Here is an 18,349-nt window from a genome sequence, read left to right as displayed (position 1 = left end):
GGTCAGCCCGGAATGCTGATCCGGCCCTCGACGGCGGCGGAGGCGATGTCGGTGCGGTGGTGCGCCCCGGCCAGCTCCACGCCGGCCACCAGCGCGTACGCGGCGTCCCGGGCTGCGGGCAGGTCGGCACCGGCGGCGGTGGCGCAGAGGACCCGGCCACCAGCGGAGCGCAGCGCCCCGTCGGCGTCCCGGCGGGTGCCGGCGTGGATGATCCCCGGCCCGTCGGCCCCGGTGATCACGTCGCCGGTGCGCGGGGCGGCCGGGTAGCCGTCGGCGGCGACCACCACCGTCACGGCGGCACCGTCGCGCCAGCGCAGCGGCGGGTGCCCGGCCAGCGTGCCCGTCGCGGCGGCGTGCAGCAGCCCGGCCAGCGGGGTCTCCAGCAGCGCCAGCACCACCTGCGTCTCCGGGTCGCCGAAGCGGGCGTTGAACTCGATCACCCGGGGGCCCTCGGCGGTGATCGCCAGCCCGACGTAGAGCAGGCCCGCGAACGGGGTGCCCCGCCGGGCCATCTCCGCCAGGGTCGGGTGCACGACGTCCCGCATGACCTCGTCGACCAGGCCGGACGGCGCCCAGGGCAGCGGCGCGTACGCCCCCATGCCGCCGGTGTTCGGGCCGGTGTCGCCGTCGCCGACCCGCTTGAAGTCCTGCGCCGGCACCAGCGGCACCGCCGCCTCGCCGTCGGTGACCACGAAGAGGGAGACCTCCGGGCCGGCCAGGTACTCCTCGACGACGACCCGACCGCACTCCTCGGCGTGCCGCAGCGCGGCGGCGCGGTCGTCGGTCACCACGACACCCTTGCCGGCGGCGAGCCCGTCGTTCTTCACCACGTACGGCGCGCCGAACTCGTCCAGCGCCCTGCCGGTGCTCTCCGCGTCCGTGCAGGTGTACGCCCGGGCGGTCGGTACGCCTGCGGCGGTCATCACGTCCTTGGCGAACGTCTTCGAGCCCTCCAGCCGGGCGGCCTCGGCGGACGGCCCGAAGGCGGGGATCCCCTTGGCGCGTACGGCGTCGGCGACCCCGGCCACCAGCGGCGCCTCCGGCCCGATCACCACCAGGTCGACCCCGGTCTCCACCGCCAGCGCGGCGACGGCCGCCGGATCGCAGACATCCACCGCCCGCAACGAGGCGACCGAGGCGATCCCGGGATTACCGGGCGCCGCGACCAACTGCTCGACGGCCGGATCCGCAGCCAACCCGAGCGCGAGCGCATGCTCCCGCCCCCCACCACCAAGAAGAAGAACCCGCACACCCGCATCCTACTGACCCCCTCCCCAAGCCCCGTTGATCAAGAAGTTTGCGTCCCATTTTCGGCCCGGGACGGGTCAGAACCTCTTGATCAACCATCCGGGCTGGAGCGGAGCACTGCCTTGACCGTGTGGGGGATGTAGTCGGGACGCAATGTGTCGGCCCAGGTGAAGCGGAGGATCCGCCAGCCGGCGTTGACCAGCCGGTTCTGCCGCGTACGGTCCTCGAAGACTGCCTGGGGCGTGCGATGGGGTGCCTGCCCGTCCGCCTCGGCGATCACCCGCGCCGCTCGCCAGCCGAGGTCGCCGACGCCGAGCAGGCAACCGTCCCGGTCACGCACCTCCAACTGGAGTACGTCGGGCGGCACGCCACCGTCGACACACCGCAGCCTGGTGCGGGTCTCCAGCGGGGACTGCGCCCGCCCGTCCGCCTCCGCGAGGTGACGCCGGGCCGCGACGGCTCCCCTACGGGCCACGAGAAGGGACGGGATCCGGGCCAGGTCGGACTCGGTGACGACCTGCCGGTTCAGCGCGGAATCGAGTACGCACACCGCCGAGTAGCGGTCCACGCGGAGGATGACATCGGCGACCGTACGCAGTGGGGTGGTCACGGGCATCCCGGCGACCACACCGACGGTGCCCGGATCGATGGTGAGCTGATGCACCACGACATCAGGGTCGGTGAGCCGCTGCGGTCGTGGCCGGTCAGCCGGCACCGACACGTGGATGGCGGATGCCGGACGGAGCCCGGCGATCCGATGCAGCTCGGCTGCGGTGTCGAGAACGACGACCGAGCCCGGCCCCAGGCTGGTGATAACAGCCCGGATGCGGGCTCTACGCAGCGCGGCAGGGCTCAACTCGGGGGCCGGCACGAAGCAACCCCTCGCCACCCGGATCCAACGCCCCGAGCGGCACAGGTACCGGATCTGGCTCCGACTAAAGCCGGCGGACAGTGCCTGTGCGGCCGTCACCACCCCATTCTGGCGGCCAGCGATACGGCGGAGGTCATCGACACTCACCCCACCACGATGACGAGCCGTCCACGCCTCGCACCGACCCTGTGGACAGCCCCGCCCTCCCTGTGGATAACCCGATCTCCCGGTGGAACCTCGACGCCGCGCTCGTCCGATCAAGAAGTTTGCGTCCGGATCCGGGCCGGGTCAGGACGCAAACTTCATGATCACCGCGCAGAGTCCCCGGGGTGGGGTTAGGGGAGGAGGGGGTGGCGGAGGACGTTCTCCTCGCGGCCCGGGCCCACGCCGACGACGCTGACGCGGGTGCCGCAGAGTTCCTCGATGCGGGCGATGTAGCGGCGGGCGTTCTCCGGGAGCTCGTCCTCGGTGCGCGCCTTGGTGATGTCCTCCCACCAGCCGTCGAGCTCCTCGTAGACCGGAGTCGCATGGTGGAAGTCCGTCTGGGTCATCGGCATGTCGTCGAAGCGCTCGCCGTTGATCTCGTACCCGACGCAGATCGGCACCTTCGGCAGGCCGGTGAGCACGTCCAGCTTCGTGACCACCAGGTCGGTGACGCCGTTGAGGCGGCAGGCGTACCGGGCGACGACGGCGTCGAACCAGCCGCAGCGCCGCTCCCGGCCGGTGGTGGTGCCGTACTCGTGGCCGATCTTGCGCAGGTGCTGCCCGTTGTCGTCGAACAGCTCCGTCGGGAACGGCCCGGAGCCGACCCGGGTGGTGTACGCCTTGCTGACCGCGATCACCCTGCTGATCGCCGTCGGCGGGATGCCGGCGCCCACGCAGGCCCCACCGGCCGTCGGATTCGACGAGGTCACGAAGGGGTACGTGCCGTGGTCCATGTCGAGCATGGTGGCCTGGGCACCCTCCAGCAGGACCGTCTCGCCGCGGTCCAGCGCGTCCCAGAGCATGACCCGGGTCTCGGCGATGTACGGCTTGAGCCGCTCCGCGTACCGCAGGTACTCCTCGACGGTCTCTTCGACGTCGATCGCCTTGCGGTTGTAGATCTTGAACAGGAGCTGGTTCTTCTCGCGCAGCGCCAGTTCCAGCTTCTTGCGCAGGATGCCCGGGTCGAGCAGGTCCTGCAGCCGGATGCCCATCCGGGCGACCTTGTCCCCGTACGCGGGGCCGATCCCCCGGCCGGTGGTGCCGATGCGGGAGCTACCGAGGTAGCGCTCGACGACCCGGTCGAGGGCCCGGTGGTGCGGCATGATCAGGTGCGCGTCGCCGGAGATCCGCAGGCGGCTGACGTCGACCCCGCGCTCGGCGAGCCCGTCGATCTCGGCCAGCAGCACCTTCGGGTCGACCACCACGCCGTTGCCGATGACGATCATCGCGCTCGGGGAGAGCGCCCCCGACGGCATCAGGTGCAGCGCGTACTTCTGGCCGTCCGGCGTGATCACGGTGTGGCCGGCGTTGTTGCCGCCGGAGTAGCGCACGACGTAGTCGACCCGCCCACCCAGCAGGTCGGTAACCTTGCCCTTGCCCTCGTCGCCCCACTGGGCACCGAGGAGCACGATCGCTGGCATCTCTTCGCCTCCAGAAGGCTCGGGTGCCAGGTGGCGACCGGTCAGCGAGCCCGGGGTGTCAGGCTAACAAGTAGTGGCGGCGCGGCCGGCAGGGGTCGCGTCGGGAGGCAGGAGGCCTTTCCGTGTACGACGTGGTGCTGCTCACCCTCGGCTCGGAGCGCGACGCGCCCGGCGGGGCCTGCGGCAGCGGCGGTTGCTGCGGCGCGGCGCCTCAGGACGGGGCCGGCCCGACCCACAGCGCGAAGGACGGGACCGGCCCGACCGACAGCGCGACTGCCGACGCCGGCGCGACCGGCGGCACGACGGCCGACGGCTGCGCCCCCGCCGACGGCGCGACGGCCGACGGGCGCTGCGACACCCCGCGGGTGCCGGTGCTGGCCTGCGCGGAGGCGCTCACCGCCCGGGGCGCCCGGGTCGAGACGGTCACCGCCCGCTCGGACGCCGAGATCGACGAGGTGCTGGCCCGGTTCGACGGCCCACCCCGCCCGGACGGCCTCACCTGGCCCGATCCCGACTCCAAGGCCCGGCTCGTGGTCGCCTCGGCCAGTGACGCCCAGTTGCGCGCCGTCGTGCGCCGGCTCGTCCGGCGGTACGCCCCACCGCCCAGCCGCCGCCCCGACGACCTGCCCGGCAACCGGACGGTGCCGGACCTGCCGCCGATCGGCGTACTCCCGCTCGATCCGGCGCGGAGCACGACGCACCGTGACCTGGCGGCGCAGCTCGGGCTGCCCCGCGACCCGGCGGCGGTGGCCGCCGCGGTGTTGGACGGCGGGCCCCGCCGGCTGGACCTGCTGCGCAACGACGGCGGCTCGGTGACCCTGGACGGCGCGCTCCTCGGCGCCGCCGACGACAGCGGCCGGCCGCTGCACTGGCGCGGTCGGGTGGAGGTGGACGACGCCGTGCTCTCGAACGGCGACGATCCGCTGCTGGCCTGCGCGATCGGCAACGCGGGCGGGTACGCCCGGCTCGACGACGTGGCCCTGCTCGGCGACCCGGACCCGACGGACGGGCTGGTCGAGGTGGCGGTCGCCGTTCCCGTGGTGACCCGCTCGGCGTTGGGCAGGAAGCGGGTGCGGCTGGAGGTACGACGCGCCCGGGGGCGGGCCGTGGCCGTGCTGCCCCGCGAGGGCAAGGTCCCCTTCCTCGACGACGGTGCCGAGGGCGAGCTGAGCCGGAAGCGGTCCTGGTGGACCGAACCGGGCGCCTGGGCGGTCTGGGCGGGCTGACCTCGGCGTCCCCGACGCGGCCGACGCGGCCGGCCCGCGACGGCCGACCCGGCGCGGCCACTGGGCCTATCCTCGGCAGGAGGAATGGGGAGGAACCGTGGTGGACGAGAACGTCGACCGGGTCCACGTGCCCGGCCAGCAGCCGATTCCGGAGCGGGACATCGAACCACTCTGGCCACCGGAGCAGATCGACGGCACCGACACGCCACCCTGGGCGTCGACCGCCGCGCCCCCGTCCGCCGTCCCGCCCCAGGGCCGGCCGGGTCACCCGCCCTCGCCGGCCGACTACCCGTCCCTGAACGGCGGGGTGCCGCTCCCCGGCCCGGGAGCGACCGCCCCGCAGGGCGCGAACACCGGCTGGTCGCCCCCACCACCCGCAGTCCCGGGCGACCCGCCAGCCGCAGCCCCGGGCCACCCGCCGGTCGCAGTCCCGGGGCCTCCACCGGCCGTGGCCCCGGGGCCTCCGCCCGCCGCAGCCTCGGGCCACCGGCCGACCGGGGCCTCGGCTTATCCAGCGACCGGGGCCTCGGGTCCTCCATCGGCCACGGCGTCGGGATGGGGGCCGGACGCCTCGGCCTGGGCACCGCCGGCACCCGCCGCGCAGGCCCCACCAGCCACCCCGAACACCCCCACGGACCCGACGGTCCCGCAGAACCCGAGCCCAAGCGCGAGCCAAAGCCCGAGCCCGGGCCCGACCCCGAGCCCGAGCCCGGGTCTTGGTGCGGCCGGCCCACCCGCCCCCGGCCCTGCCGGTGAACGCACGGCAGTCGGGATGGGCGGAGGCCCTTCGGTGGCCGGCGGCGGCGGCGTACCCGCTCCCCGGGCTCCGCAGACCGGTCCGGCCCGGGTCGACCTCGACATGCCCTTCAGCCTCGACCAGCCGGCCGTACCCGTCCCGGTGACGTCCCCGCGCCCCTTGGCCACCGCCCGGACCGGCGCCGGTCCGGGCGAACCGGCCCAGGGGTTCGCCGGGCGGCAGGACGAAGCCTGGCCGGCCGCCGCGGCCGACGCCTCCCCGGGCGACCGTCCGTCGCCCCACGACACGGCGCCCGATCCCGGCGGATCCGCCGGGGCTGACGGCCCGCACCGGACCGGCGACGCCCCGACGGGCGGCAGGCCGGCGACGGGCGGAGACGCGACCGGGGATCCGGCGAACGGCGGCCCGACGAGCAGGAGTACCGGCCCGACGAATGGCGGTTCGGGCGGGACGACGAATGGCGGTGCCGGCGAACTGACGAATGGCGGTGCCAGCGAACCGACGAATGACAGCGCCGGTAGCCCGACGAATGGCGGTGCCGGCAAAGCGACGGATGGCAGTGCCGGTGACCCCGCGAACGGGGGTGCCGGCGGCTCCGCGAACGGTGGTGTTGGCGGCGTGGCGACCATCGGCGGCCCGGTCAGCGGCGGCGGGGCGCGGATGCCGGCTGAGTCGCCGTGGGCGCAGCCGCCGCAGCGACCCGCCACGGCGGCGGCCGAGCCCGGACCGGGGTCCGGCGCGACCGGTCCCGCGCCGACGCACCAGGGCGCCGCGCTCCGACAGGCCCTCCACCACCAGCAACCGGCCCAGCCGGGCCCGGTCGGCCAGGGCATCCCCCCGCAGGGTCCGGCCGACCAGGGGCCGCTCCGGCAGGGCCCGCCCCAGGCGGGTGCGCCCCACGTCCCGTTTTCGCACGATCCGGAGGGGCGGGGCGTGCCGGTCGGGCCCGCGCCGGGCCCCGGGTCCGACCCGGCGACGTCACAGCAGGACTTCGGAGTTGACCCGACGGTGCCGCAGCAGGGCGTAGGACCCGACCCGGCGGCGACGCAGCAGGACTCCGGGGCCGACCAGCCGGCGTCACCGCAGGGCGTAGGACCCGACCCGGCGGCGACGCAGCAGTCCGTGCCGCCCGGGCCCTACCCGGCGCAGCAGGCCGGGCCGTACCCGCCGCAGCAGGCCGGTCCGCCGGGGCCGTACCCGCAGCAGGGTGGCCCGATGCCGCCCGGTCCGTACCCGCCCGGGTGGTATCCGCCGCCGTGGCAACAGGCCGCACCGGCGGGCCACGCCCCGGCTCCGCAGCAGGCGTACCAGCCGGCGGAGGGGGTCACCGCGGTGCCGCCGGCACAGCCCGACCCGAACTGGCACCCGGCGATCACCGAGCCGCCGACGGCCGAGGACTTCGCCCGCCGCCGGCAGGTCCGGCCCGCCGACCCGGTGGCCACGATGGGCGTACGGGCGGTTGCCAACCGGATGGGGCTGCGGCTGCCTCCGGGGCGGCACGAGCAGGAGCTGCGGCGGGACATCGAGACGGTACGCCGTAACTTCGGCGGGCTGCGCCAGGTGACCGTGGTGAACCCGAAGGGCGGCGCCGGCAAGACGGTGGCCATCCTGCTGCTGGCGATGACGTTCGGCCAGAAGCGCGGCGGCTACGTGCTGGCCTGGGACAACAACGAGACCCAGGGCACCCTCGGGATGCGCGCCCAGCAGGACTTCCACTCCCGTACGGTGCGGGACATGCTGCGCGACCTGGGCCAGTTCCAGGGCGCGCACGGGCGGGTGGGCGACCTGTCGCAGTACGTCCGCTCGCAGGGCGAGGGAATGTTCGACGTCCTCGCCTCGGACGAGTCGGCCACCGGTGGCGAGATGCTCACCGCCGCCGCGTTCGCCGAGATCCGCGAGGTGGTCAGCCGGTTCTACAAGCTGATCTTCGTGGACACGGGCAACAACGTCCGGGCCCAGAACTGGCAGGCCGCCATGGACGCCACCGACCAGTTGGTGGTCACCATGTCGGCCCGCAACGACTCGGCCGAGACGGCCGCCCGGATGCTGGACCACCTGGAGCAGAGCGGCCGGCAGCGGCTGGTCCGGCAGGCGGTCACCGTGGTCTCCATGCCGCCGTCCCGCAAGGAGATCGACCTGCCGGCGATCCAGGAGCACTTCGCGGCCCGCACCCGGGCGGTACTGCTCGCGCCGTACGAGCGCCTCATCGACACCGGCGAGCCGATCCGGTACGGGGGGCTCTCCGCGGCCACCCGGGACGCCTGGCTCAAGATCGCCGCCGCCGTCGCTGAGGGGCTGTAGGGCGTCGCCGGTATCCCTGGTGACGCCGCCCGGCGTCCAGGCGGCGTCGCCAGGTGGACGACGTGCCGGGTTCGCCGGGCACCGGACGAGCCGACGGCCGGGGCGGGACTGAGCCGCGCCGGCCGTCGGCCCCGACGTCAGTTGCTCGCCAGCGCGTCCGCCGCCGCCGGGTCGCAGTCGCGGAGGAACTGGGCGCAGCGGGCCGCCTCGTCCGACTCGCCGATCTCGTCGGCGGCCCGGGACAGCACGTAGAGGCAGCGCAGGAAGCCCTGGTTCGGCTCGTGCGACCACGGCACCGGACCGAATCCCTTCCAGCCGCTGCGGCGCAGCTGGTCCAGGCCGCGGTGGTAGCCGGTGCGCGCGTAGGCGTACGCCGGGATGACCTGGCCGGCGGCGAGAGCCCGCGCGGCCAGCGCACCCCAGCCGGCGCTGTAGGTCGGGAAGCGCGCCGCCACCTCGGCGAGCGCCTCGTCGCTGCCGGCCTGCTCGGCGGCGGCCAGGGCGGCGTCGGCCTCGTCGTGCGCGGGGAGGAGGGTGGCCGGTGGTTCCGGCAACAGGTTCTGCATCGCCCCATTCAACCCGCTTCGCCCCGCGGCGCGCGAGGGGGTTGGGCGAGCCGACTGGCTGAACGGCTGAGGAGTTGGTCACGCCTGCGGCCCATGCCCCGGGCCGGTGCTTTCGACTACAACTATTGGTCCGGAGCCTCCCCAGGACCCGGTACCGCGGAAGCCCGGTGGTCACGGCCGCCGGGCTCCCGTCGGTCCAGCGCAGGCCGGGCGGCCTTCGGCGGCGGGATCGCCGGCGCGCGGAGGTTTCCGAGGTTTGGCCGGTTGACCCGGCGGGGCAGGATGGCCAGGGTGCCGACCCCACCTCCCGCGGACGTCATCGAGCCGCACACCTGCACCGACGAGATCGAGACCCGCGCCGAGTTCGACCGGCGGCTGACCACCGGCAGCCTCGTCGGGCTGACCGTGCAGGGGCTGCGGCTCGATCTCGATCCCGTCCCCGACCTCACCGCCGTCGAGGTGACCGGCACCCTCTTCGTGGGGTGCCGCTTCGCCTCCCGTGAGGTCGGCGCCGACCTGGTCCGGCGCGGCGCCAACGTGGTGCCACCGTTCTCCGGGCTGCCCTACCCGACCCAGCCGTCCCACCTCTACACCCCGGAGGAGTTGGCCGCCGGCTTCGCCGAGGGCGGGTTCGCCGGCATGTACGACACCCGGGTCTACGAGCACTTCCGGGCGCACGGCGGGGCGCTGCCGGACGTCCGGGAGGCGCTCGGTCAGCGGCTGCACGACCACGGCGTGGACAACGCGCTGGCCGACGCCACCCGCGCCTGGCTGGCCACCCACGGTCCGCAGTCGGTGGTCGGCATCATGGGCGGGCACGCGGTGCCGCGCGGCAGCGCGCCGTACCGGATGGCGGCGGTGCTGGGCTGGGAGCTGGCCCGGGCCGACCGGCTGGTGGTGACCGGCGGCGGCCCCGGGGTGATGGAGGCCGCCAACCTCGGCGCCTACCTCGCGCTGCGGCCGATCGAGGATCTGGACGCCGCGATCGACCTGCTCGCCGGGGCGCCGGACTTCACCGACCACGACCGCTACACGGCGGCGGCGCTGCGGGTCCGGGAGCGCTACGGCCAACCGGTGGTGCCGCCCCGGCCCCGGGCCGCCGACCCCGGCAGCGTGTCCCGCGTCGACTCGGCCGCACTGGCCGCCGGCGACGTCACCTGGGCGCGCGCCGGCGGGTTGGCGATCCCGACCTGGCTGTACGGGCACGAGCCGGCGAACCTCTTCGCCGGCCGGATCGCGAAGTACTTCTCCAACGCCATCCGCGAGGACACCATCCTGCGGCTGGCCCGGGGTGGGATCGTCTTCGCCCCCGGCCGGGCGGGCACGGTGCAGGAGGTGTTCCAGGCCGCCACGAAGACCTACTACGGCACGGACGGGGCCAGCGGCGCGTACGTCTTCCTGGACCGCGCGTACTGGACGCACGAGCTTCCGGTGGAGTCGTTGCTGCGGCCGTTGCTGGGCGCCTCGCCGTTCGGCGACCTGTCGTCCTCCGTGCACCTCACCGACGACGTCCACGAGGCTGTCCGGGTGCTCACCGCGACGTCCTGACGGTTCCGGACACGGCGACGGCCGGCCCCCCGGGTGGGGAGCCGGCCGTCGGCGGTACGCGTCAGCGTGTCACTTGGCCAGGGTGGTGCCGGTCGAGCGCAGGTGCTCGCAGGCCTCCGCCACGCGGGCGGCCATGCCGGCCTCGGCGGCCTTGCCCCAGACCCGCGGGTCGTACAGCTTCTTGCTGCCGACCTCGCCGTCCACCTTGAGCACGCCGTCGTAGTTGCGGAACATGTGGTCCGCGACCGGCCGGGTGAAGGTGTACTGGGTGTCGGTGTCGATGTTCATCTTCACCACGCCGTAGTCGAGCGCCTCGCGGATCTCCGACAGCAGCGAGCCGGAACCGCCGTGGAAGACCAGGCTGAGCGGCTTCTCCTTGCCGTACTTGGCGCCGACCGCCTCCTGGATCTGGTTGAGGATCTCGGGGCGGAGCTTGACGTTGCCCGGCTTGTAGACGCCGTGCACGTTGCCGAAGGTCAGCGCCGCCATGTAGCGGCCCTTCTCGCCCAGGCCGAGCGCCTCGACCATGGCCAGGCCGTCCTCGACGGTGGTGTAGAGCTTGTCGTTGATGGCGTTCTCGACGCCGTCCTCCTCGCCGCCGACCACGCCGACCTCGATCTCAAGGACGATCTTGGCCTCGGCGGCCCGGTCGAGCAGCTCGGCCGCGATCTCCAGGTTCTCCGCCACGGGCACGGCCGAGCCGTCCCACATGTGCGACTGGAACAGCGGCTCCTGGCCGGCGGCCACCCGCTCCTTGGAGATCTGCATGAGCGGCCGGACGAACTTGTCCAGCTTCTCCTGCGGGCAGTGGTCGGTGTGCAGGGCGATGTTGACCGGGTACTTCTTGGCGACCTCGTGCGCGTACGCGGCGAACGCCACCGCGCCGGTGACCATGTCCTTCACGGAGGAGCCGGAGAGGTACTCCGCGCCACCGGTCGAGACCTGGATGATGCCGTCGCTCTCCGCGTCGGCGAAGCCCTTGAGCGCCGCGTTCAGGGTCTGCGAGGACGTCACGTTGATCGCGGGGTACGCGTACCGGCCGGCCTTGGCGCGGTCCAGCATCTCCGCGTAGGTCTCGGGGGAAGCGATGGGCATGTCGAACGCTCCTTACTTACCGCTCTCGGCCGTCACCGGCCGCTGTTGTCCCTGGGTGCGCCGGACCGCGCTGTCCACCGTCGGCAGTATCCCGTAGAAGGCCGGGGCCGGCACAACCGACCCGGTACGCGCCCGGTTCCTGGCACCGCCTCACCGCCCCTCCCACCTGTCGGGCACGACGACGCTGATCAGCCAGGTCGTCACGGCCATCACGATGGCGCCCCAGAACGCGGCCCAGAAACCGTCCACGTGGAACGGCAGGTCCAGCGCCCGGGCGATCCGGTCGGTCAGGAGGAACAGCAGGGCGTTGACCACCAGCGCGAACAGGCCGAGGGTGAGCAGGTAGAACACGCAGCCGAACACCCTGATCAGCGGCTTGAGCACCGCGTTCACCACGCCGAAGATCAGGGCCGCGACGATGAGTGTGAGCGCGGTGGTGGTGCCGGAGCGGCCGCTCACCTCCACGCCGGGCACGATCAGCGTGGTGATCCACAGCGCGACGGCGGTGATCGCCAGCCGGATCAGGAAGCCCACCGTCCCATCCTGGCACCGGGGCCGGCGGCCGGTGGGGCGATTCGGTCGACTCGGCTTCCGAGCGGCGGGCGGGCGCAACCCGTACGGTGTGTGGGGAACTGTCCGCTGAGATCCCGGGAGGGACTGATATGGGTCAGCCCGAAGAGGACTTCGCACCCAGCGACCACCTCAGCCCCGAGGAACGCGACATGGAGGCGGAGCCGGCCGACGCGGTCGAGCAGGCCGCCGCGATCGACCCCGGCGACGCCGACACCGAGCCGCGCCGTGGCCTGGAGGTCGACGACTGGGACGCGATGGAGCAGGCGCGGGTGGTCGCCGCCGACGAGGAGGACTACCGCTGAGCCGTACGCGGGCCGGACGGCGCCGGACGACCCCGGTGGCGTCCGGCCCGCGCGTCAGCGGGTGCGGGTGACCCGCTCCGGATCCCGCGCCGCCCACTGCGCCAACCGGTCCTCCCGCAACGCCGCGAGGAACGCCGGGGCCTCCTCCGGGTCCGGTGACAGCCGCCAGCCGACGTACTGGTTGGTCAGCATCGGCGGACGTAACGCTCGGGCGAGTCGGACTCCTGCCTCTGCTGACGGATGCGGGCGGCCGGAACGTTGCGGCGATCCTGGTCAGCCGTTCGGTCGATGTTTGCCCGTAGGAGGCCGACCGGGCAGCGGCGGTTCTTAAGGAGTCCTTAAGATCCGCTGGCCACTCCTGGCATTCCCACGGGAGGAACCCCCCACATGCTCAAGCACTCCACTCGGCGCTGGCTGGCCGGGCTGGGCGTCGCAGGCGCGCTCGTCGCCGCCTCCGCCTCCCCCGCCTCCGCCGAGGACACCGACGTCGAGCTCGGCGTCTACTTCAGCGACCTGACCGTCGCGGCCGGATCCGACGGCAAGTTCGAGTCGCCCATCCTGTCCGCCTCCGAGCCCGTCACCGTGTTCGGTCTGACGGCCCGGTTCGACTACCGCGACTTCGCGGGCAAGGTGCAGATCAAGTCGGAGTTCGAGTCCGAGTGCAGCTCGCCGGAGGCGGGCGTCCTGGTGTGCACGGACCCCTTCGAGCACGACCTGGACGACTGGGGCTCCGGCTACTTCAACGTGGCCGTGGTGCCCACGGCGGAGGCGAAGGACGGTGACGCCGGCAAGCTGAAGGTCACGGTGAGCGCCAAGGGCCTGGCGCCGGTGAGCCACACGTCGCAGATCCGCATCGGTGAGGGCGTCGACCTCGCCGGCGGTAACGAGGTGGAGGTCTCGGCGGCGCCCGGCGGCCGGTTCACCGCTCCGATCGTGCTCGGCAACGCCGGTCAGACCACCGCCAAGGGTGCCGTCGCCGTCTTCGACAACGACTACTCCATCCGCGCCGACAAGCGGCACAGCAACTGCACCTACGAGGACGGCTACCTCCGCACCTGCCGGTTCTCGGACGAGGTGGCCCCGGGGGCCGTCCACTCGGGTTCGTTGGCGTACCAGCTGGGCGAGGACACCTACGCTCCGGGCAGGGATTACGGCTACTACAACTGGATGACCGTCGCCGAGTTCGAGGACTTCAGCAAGTACCTCACCGACAACGGCTACTCGGTGGGTGAGCCCGGCGACGGTGCGGCCCTGAGCCTCTCGGCCCCGAACGTCCGGGCCCGCTCGTCCCAGGTCGACATCAACCCGGAGAACAACTGGTCGGGCATGGAGGTCACCGTCACCGGCAAGAACGGCACCGACCTCGGCGCCGTCGGCGACTCGGTGAAGGGGAAGGCGGGCGAGCGGGTCACCGCGACGGTCGGCTTCCGCAACAACGGTCCCGCCACCCTCGACTACCAGCGCGGCTGGTCCTCCGTGACCTACATGGAGGTCGCGGTTCCCGAGGGCACCACGGTGGTCGACGCCCCCGACGAGTGCATGCCCGTGAAGGGCGACGATCGGGGCGAGCCGGGCGAGCCGGGCGCCCGCACCTACTTCTGCTACGCCCAGCCGTTCCTCAAGGCCGGCGATGCGGAGACCTTCGAGTTCGGGCTCCGGATCGACAAGGTCGTCGCCGACGCGACGGGCACCGTCGACATCAACATCCCGTGCCAGTGCGACGGGGGCTTCTACGCCGACCTGAAGCCCGCCAACGACACCGCCAAGCTCCTGGTCAACGCGACCGGCGGCCAGGGCGGCGGCGACGGTGACGGTGACGGTGACGGCGGCACCCTGCCGATCACCGGCGAGTCCACCGGCCTGATCGCCGGCATCGGCGGGCTGCTGCTCGTCGCCGGCGTCGGCGGCTACGTGGTGACCAAGCGCCGCAGGACCCGCTTCGTCGCCTGATGCACCCGCACCACCGGTGCCCCGTCGACCCAGGTCGGCGGGGCACCGCCACATCCACACCATCCCAGACACCCACCCCCCGGGCCCCCACCCCGACAGCACGCGCCCCCACCCCATGCCCCGAGCCACCGGACGAACCCGGCCCACGAAGGGTTTCCGGGGGAGCCCCACCCGACGAGCACCGAAAACGGGACGACGCAAGATCGAAGAGGCTGAGACCATGGGCGCGTGCTGCTCACCCTGACCACCACGCACCGGCCGGCCACCGACCTCGGGCACCTGCTGGTCAAGCACCCCGACCGCGCACACTCCTTCGACGTGCCGGTCGGCACCGCGCACGTGTTCTACCCGGAGGCGGGCGAGCAGCGTTGCACCGCCGCCCTGCTGCTCGACGTCGACCCGCTGCGGCTGGCCGGCGTGCGGGGCAAGGGTCGCGGCCGGCAGCAGGCCCCGACCCCCGACAGCTTCACCCTCGGCCGGTACGTCAACGACCGGCCCTACGCGGCGTCCAGCCTGCTCTCCTCCGCGCTGTCCAAGGTGTACCGCTCGGCCCTGCGCGGCGAGTCCCGCGAGCGCCCCGAGCTGGCCCGTACGCCGATCCCGCTGGAGGTGCGGGTGCCGGTGCTGCGCTGCCGAGGCGGCGCGGACGTGGCGGTCCGGATGTTCGGCCCCCTCGGCTGGGCGGTGACCGCCGCCCCGATCCCGCTCGACGAGCGGCACCCGGAGTGGGGCGACAGCCGGTACGTCGACCTGACGCTGACCGGCACGCTGCGCGTCGCCGACGCGCTCAACCACCTCTACGTCCTGCTGCCGGTGCTGGACGACGCCAAGCACTACTGGGTCGCCCCGGACGAGGTCGACAAGCTGCTCCGGGCCGGTGAGGGCTGGCTGGCCGGCCACCCGGAGCGTGACATGATCACCCGCCGCTACCTGGCGCACCGGCGGGCGCTGGCCGGGCTGGCCCTCGCCCGCCTGGCCGAGCGACGCCCGACCGACGAGCCGGCCGCCGACGGTACGACCGCGGACGAGGCGACCGGGGACGGCACGACCACGGACGGGGCGACCGGCGAGGGCGGACAGGCCACGGCCCGCCGGGCGTCACTGGCCGCACGCCGGCGGGAGGCGGTGCTCGGCGCGCTGGCCGGGGCGGGCGCGAGCCGGGTGCTGGATCTCGGCTGCGGCGGCGGTGCCCTGCTCGCGGCGCTGGTCGGCGACCATCGGTTCACCGAGATCGTCGGCACCGACGTGTCCACGCACGCGCTGGCCCTGGCCGCCCGGCGGCTGCGGCTGGACCGGCTGCCCGAGCGGCAGCGGGACCGGATCCGGCTCCGGCAGTCCGCGCTGACCTACCGGGACGACCGGCTGCGCGGGTACGACGCGGCGGTGCTGATGGAGGTGATCGAGCACGTCGACCCGCCCCGGCTGCCGGCGCTGGAGGACGCCGTGCTCGGGCACGCCCGGCCGGCCACCGTCGTGGTGACCACGCCGAACGCCGAGTACAACGTCCGCTACGAGGGGCTGCCCGCCGGGCGGTTCCGGCACGCCGACCACCGCTTCGAGTGGACCCGCGCGGAGTTCGCCGCCTGGGTCGACCGGGTGTCCACCACGTACGGCTACACCGCCGCGATCAGCGGGGTCGGCGACGACGATCCCGAGGTCGGCGCCCCCACCCAGCTCGTCGTGCTGACCCGGAAGGAGAACCCGTGACCACCCTCGACATTCCCGAGCTGGCCCTGGTCGCACTCGTCGGCGTCTCCGGCTCCGGCAAGTCCACCTTCGCCCGCCGGCACTTCGCGCCCAGCCAGGTGCTCTCCTCCGACATGTTCCGGGCGATGGTCGCCGACGACGAGAACGACCAGTCCGCGTCCGCCGACGCCTTCGACGCGCTGCACCACGTCGCCGCCACGCGGCTGCGCCGGGGCCGGCTCACGGTGGTCGACGCGACGAATCTCCAGCCGCACGCCCGGGCCGCCCTGGTGCGGGTGGCCCGCGAGCACGACGTGCTGCCGGTGGCCGTCGTGCTGGACGTGCCCGAGGCGCTGGCGTGGGAACGCACCGAGGGCCGCGCCGACCGCACCTTCGGCCGGCAGGTGCTCGCCCGGATGCAGCGCGACCTGCGCCGGTCGTACAAGCTGCTGGCCCGGGAGGGCTTCCGCAAGGTGCACGTGCTGCGGGGCGTCGAGGAGATCGACGCCGCCGAGATCCGCTACGAGAAGCTCTTCAACGACCGGCGGGAGCTGACCGGGCCGTTCGACATCGTCGGCGACGTGCACGGCTGCCGCGCCGAGTTGGAGGCGCTGCTCGTCCGGCTCGGCTGGGAACTGCGCCGCGACGAGCGGGGCCGGCCGGTGGACGCGACGCACCCGTCGGGGCGTACCGCCGTCTTCGTCGGTGACCTGGTGGACCGCGGCCCGGACTCCCCCGGCGTGCTCCGCCTGGTGATGGGCATGGTCGCCGCCGGGCACGCGATCTGCGTGCCCGGCAACCACGAGCAGAAGCTGCTGCGCCGGCTGCGCGGCCGCGAGGTGCGGCTCACCCACGGGCTGGCCGAGACCATGGAGCAGCTGGCGGCGGAGCCGGACGCCTTCGTGGCCGAGGTGGCGGGCTTCATCGACGGCCTGGTCAGCCACTTCGTGCTCGACGGCGGCCGGCTGGTGGTCGCGCACGCCGGGCTGAAGGAGGCCTACCAGGGCCGCGCCTCGGGCCGGGTGCGCTCGTTCGCGCTGTACGGCGAGACCACCGGAGAGACCGACGAGTACGGGATGCCGGTGCGCTACCCGTGGGCGCGGGAGTACCGGGGTTCGGCGATGGTGGTCTACGGGCACACGCCGGCCGCCGTGCCGGAGTGGGTGAACAACACCATCTGCGTCGACACCGGCTGCGTCTTCGGTGGCCGGCTCACCGCGCTGCGCTACCCGGAGAAGGAGCTGGTCTCGGTGCCGGCGGAGCGGGAGTGGTACGCCCCGGTGCGCCCGCTGACCGCCGCCCCGGCCCGGCCCGACCAGGTGCTGGAGCTGACCGACGTGACCGGCCGGCGGCACGTCGAGCACGCGTACGGGTCGCTGACGGTGCCGGCGGAGAACGCGGCCGCCGCGCTGGAGGTGATGAGCCGCTTCGCGGTCGACCCGCGCTGGCTCGCCTGGCTCCCGCCGACGATGGCGCCCTGCTCGACGGCCACGGCGGGCGGCTTCCTGGAGCACCCGGCGCAGGCGTTCGCCGACTACCGCGCGGCGGGCGTGGACCGGGTGGTCTGCGAGGAGAAGCACATGGGTTCGCGGGCGGTGGTGCTGGTCTGCCGGGAGCCCGACGGCGGGCCCTTCGGTCCGGGCGGCGGGGTGGTGCACACCCGCACCGGCCGGCCGTTCTTCGGCGCGCCGCTCGACACGGAGCTGCTCGACCGGGTGCGCGCGGCGGTCGGCGGGGCGGGGCTCTGGGACGAGCTGGGGAGCGACTGGCTGCTGCTCGACTGCGAGCTGCTGCCCTGGTCGGCGAAGGCGGGCGGCCTGATCCGCGAGCAGTACGCCGGTGTCGGCGCCGCCGGCCGGGCGGCCCTGCCGGCGGCGCTGGCCGCGCTGGAGGCGGCGGCCGGTCGGGGCCTGCCCGTCGACGGGCTGCGCGACCGGATGGCCCGCCGCCGCGACGAGATCCTGGCCTACTCGGACGCCTACCGCGCGTACGTGGGGCCGACCGACGGGCTGCGCGGGGTGACCCTGGCCCCGTTCGCGGTGCTGGCCGGCGCGAAGGCCAGCTACGCCGACCGGGACCACGGCTGGCACCTCGGGCTGGCCGACCGGCTCTGCGCCGCCGACCCGGAGTTCTTCACGCCGACCCGTCGCCAGGTCGTCGACCTGGCCGATCCGGCCGCCGAGGCGGCGGCCACCGAGTGGTGGCTGGCGCTGACGGCGGCGGCGGGCGAGGGCATGGTGGTGAAGCCGTACGCCGGCCCGGCCGCCCGCAGCGACCGGGGTTCGCTGCTCCAGCCGGGCATCAAGTGCCGGGGGCGGGAGTACCTGCGGATCATCTACGGTCCGGGGTACGACGAGCCGGAGCAGCTCGCCGCGCTGCGCCGCCGGTCGCTGGGGCGCAAGCGGGGGCTGGCGCTGCGCGAGCACGGGCTGGGGCTGGCGGCGCTGGACGCGCTGGTCGCCGGCGCCCCGCTGTGGCGCCGGCACGAGCTGGTCTTCGCCATCCTGGCCTGCGAATCCGAGCCGGTCGACCCCCGGCTGTGACTCGCGTTCCTGGCCTGTGAATCCGAGCCGTCGCCCCGACTCTGACGGTCCGCCGGCA

14 protein-coding genes and 1 pseudogene are annotated in these 18,349 nt (G+C 74.1%); 7 read left to right on the top strand and 8 right to left on the bottom strand.

What is annotated here, in order from left to right; genetic code table 11:
- Positions 1–2 precede the first annotated feature (2 nt).
- The 4 genes and pseudogenes from purD to ACFHW0_RS08435 form a co-directional block, all read right to left on the bottom strand.
- Entirely contained in the window at positions 3–1,250 is a 1,248-nt protein-coding gene (gene purD / locus ACFHW0_RS08450) for a phosphoribosylamine--glycine ligase (RefSeq protein ID WP_416606639.1), read from the bottom strand.
- 89 nt (positions 1,251–1,339) lie between these two features.
- The gene (locus tag ACFHW0_RS08445) at positions 1,340–1,915 is read right to left on the bottom strand and encodes a hypothetical protein (RefSeq protein WP_416606738.1); all 576 of its coding nucleotides are present in this window, start codon (positions 1,913–1,915) and stop codon (positions 1,340–1,342) included.
- Between the two features lie 213 nt (positions 1,916–2,128).
- A pseudogene (locus tag ACFHW0_RS08440) lies at positions 2,129–2,266 on the bottom strand (type IV toxin-antitoxin system AbiEi family antitoxin domain-containing protein); the annotation flags it as partial.
- 188 nt (positions 2,267–2,454) lie between these two features.
- Positions 2,455–3,744: an adenylosuccinate synthase gene (locus ACFHW0_RS08435; protein WP_416606637.1), complete on the bottom strand. Its 1,290-nt coding sequence runs from the start codon at positions 3,742–3,744 to the stop codon at positions 2,455–2,457.
- 122 nt (positions 3,745–3,866) lie between these two features.
- On the opposite strand from ACFHW0_RS08435, the gene ACFHW0_RS08430 reads away from it, so the two are divergent.
- Entirely contained in the window at positions 3,867–4,970 is a 1,104-nt protein-coding gene (locus ACFHW0_RS08430) for a hypothetical protein (RefSeq protein ID WP_416606636.1), read from the top strand.
- A 1,417-nt stretch (positions 4,971–6,387) separates the two neighbouring features.
- Entirely contained in the window at positions 6,388–8,028 is a 1,641-nt protein-coding gene (locus tag ACFHW0_RS08425) for a chromosome partitioning protein (protein ID WP_416606732.1), read from the top strand.
- 137 nt (positions 8,029–8,165) lie between these two features.
- Here ACFHW0_RS08425 and ACFHW0_RS08420 read toward each other — a convergent pair whose 3' ends face one another.
- Positions 8,166–8,594 (bottom strand): DUF3151 domain-containing protein, encoded by a 429-nt coding sequence (locus ACFHW0_RS08420; RefSeq protein WP_416606634.1) that lies wholly within the window; start codon positions 8,592–8,594, stop codon positions 8,166–8,168.
- A gap of 291 nt (positions 8,595–8,885) precedes the next feature.
- On the opposite strand from ACFHW0_RS08420, the gene ACFHW0_RS08415 reads away from it, so the two are divergent.
- Entirely contained in the window at positions 8,886–10,142 is a 1,257-nt protein-coding gene (locus ACFHW0_RS08415; protein ID WP_416606632.1) for an LOG family protein, read from the top strand.
- Between the two features lie 69 nt (positions 10,143–10,211).
- Here the strand turns inward: ACFHW0_RS08415 and fbaA are convergent, their stop codons facing one another.
- Together fbaA and ACFHW0_RS08405 are read right to left on the bottom strand one after the other, a co-directional pair.
- Entirely contained in the window at positions 10,212–11,237 is a 1,026-nt protein-coding gene (gene fbaA / locus ACFHW0_RS08410) for a class II fructose-bisphosphate aldolase (RefSeq protein ID WP_121397259.1), read from the bottom strand.
- 150 nt (positions 11,238–11,387) lie between these two features.
- Complete coding sequence (locus tag ACFHW0_RS08405; protein WP_416606630.1) at positions 11,388–11,771, bottom strand: phage holin family protein; 384 nt, start codon at positions 11,769–11,771, stop codon at positions 11,388–11,390.
- Positions 11,772–11,899: 128 nt separating this feature from the next.
- Here ACFHW0_RS08405 and ACFHW0_RS08400 point away from each other — a divergent pair, with 128 nt between their 5' ends.
- The gene (locus tag ACFHW0_RS08400; RefSeq protein WP_416606628.1) at positions 11,900–12,112 is read left to right on the top strand and encodes a hypothetical protein; all 213 of its coding nucleotides are present in this window, start codon (positions 11,900–11,902) and stop codon (positions 12,110–12,112) included.
- Positions 12,113–12,166: 54 nt separating this feature from the next.
- On the opposite strand, the gene ACFHW0_RS08395 is transcribed toward ACFHW0_RS08400, so the two are convergent.
- Positions 12,167–12,304, bottom strand: coding sequence for a hypothetical protein (locus tag ACFHW0_RS08395; protein ID WP_416606627.1), 138 nt, complete (start codon positions 12,302–12,304; stop codon positions 12,167–12,169).
- Positions 12,305–12,499: 195 nt separating this feature from the next.
- Here ACFHW0_RS08395 and ACFHW0_RS08390 point away from each other — a divergent pair, with 195 nt between their 5' ends.
- The 3 genes from ACFHW0_RS08390 to ACFHW0_RS08380 all read left to right on the top strand — a co-directional run bounded on the left by ACFHW0_RS08390 (position 12,500) and on the right by ACFHW0_RS08380 (position 18,291).
- Positions 12,500–14,062, top strand: coding sequence for an LPXTG cell wall anchor domain-containing protein (locus tag ACFHW0_RS08390; protein WP_416606626.1), 1,563 nt, complete (start codon positions 12,500–12,502; stop codon positions 14,060–14,062).
- A 228-nt stretch (positions 14,063–14,290) separates the two neighbouring features.
- On the top strand, positions 14,291–15,769 hold the full coding sequence (locus tag ACFHW0_RS08385; RefSeq protein WP_416606624.1) for a 3' terminal RNA ribose 2'-O-methyltransferase Hen1: 1,479 nt from the start codon (positions 14,291–14,293) through the stop codon (positions 15,767–15,769).
- A complete protein-coding gene (locus ACFHW0_RS08380; protein ID WP_416606622.1) occupies positions 15,766–18,291 on the top strand; it encodes a polynucleotide kinase-phosphatase in 2,526 nt (841 codons plus the stop codon). Before ACFHW0_RS08385 ends, ACFHW0_RS08380 begins: the two co-directional genes overlap by 4 nt.
- Positions 18,292–18,349: the final 58 nt, after the last annotated feature.

The organism is Micromonospora sp. LOL_025, assembly GCF_048060285.1.
In the GTDB taxonomy this organism is placed as follows: domain Bacteria; phylum Actinomycetota; class Actinomycetes; order Mycobacteriales; family Micromonosporaceae; genus Micromonospora.
The sequence above is the reverse complement of the archived record's forward strand: the minus strand, read 5'-3'. Positions and strand labels throughout refer to the sequence as shown.

Coding starts and splice junctions, on each gene's coding strand:
- ACFHW0_RS08435 (WP_416606637.1), bottom strand. CDS start 3,744: ATGCCAGCGATCGTGCTCCTCGGTGCCCAGTGGGGCGACGAGGGCAAG.
- ACFHW0_RS08425 (WP_416606732.1), top strand. CDS start 6,388: ATGCCGGCTGAGTCGCCGTGGGCGCAGCCGCCGCAGCGACCCGCCACG.
- ACFHW0_RS08420 (WP_416606634.1), bottom strand. CDS start 8,594: ATGCAGAACCTGTTGCCGGAACCACCGGCCACCCTCCTCCCCGCGCAC.
- fbaA (WP_121397259.1), bottom strand. CDS start 11,237: ATGCCCATCGCTTCCCCCGAGACCTACGCGGAGATGCTGGACCGCGCC.
- ACFHW0_RS08400 (WP_416606628.1), top strand. CDS start 11,900: ATGGGTCAGCCCGAAGAGGACTTCGCACCCAGCGACCACCTCAGCCCC.
- ACFHW0_RS08395 (WP_416606627.1), bottom strand. CDS start 12,304: ATGCTGACCAACCAGTACGTCGGCTGGCGGCTGTCACCGGACCCGGAG.
- ACFHW0_RS08390 (WP_416606626.1), top strand. CDS start 12,500: ATGCTCAAGCACTCCACTCGGCGCTGGCTGGCCGGGCTGGGCGTCGCA.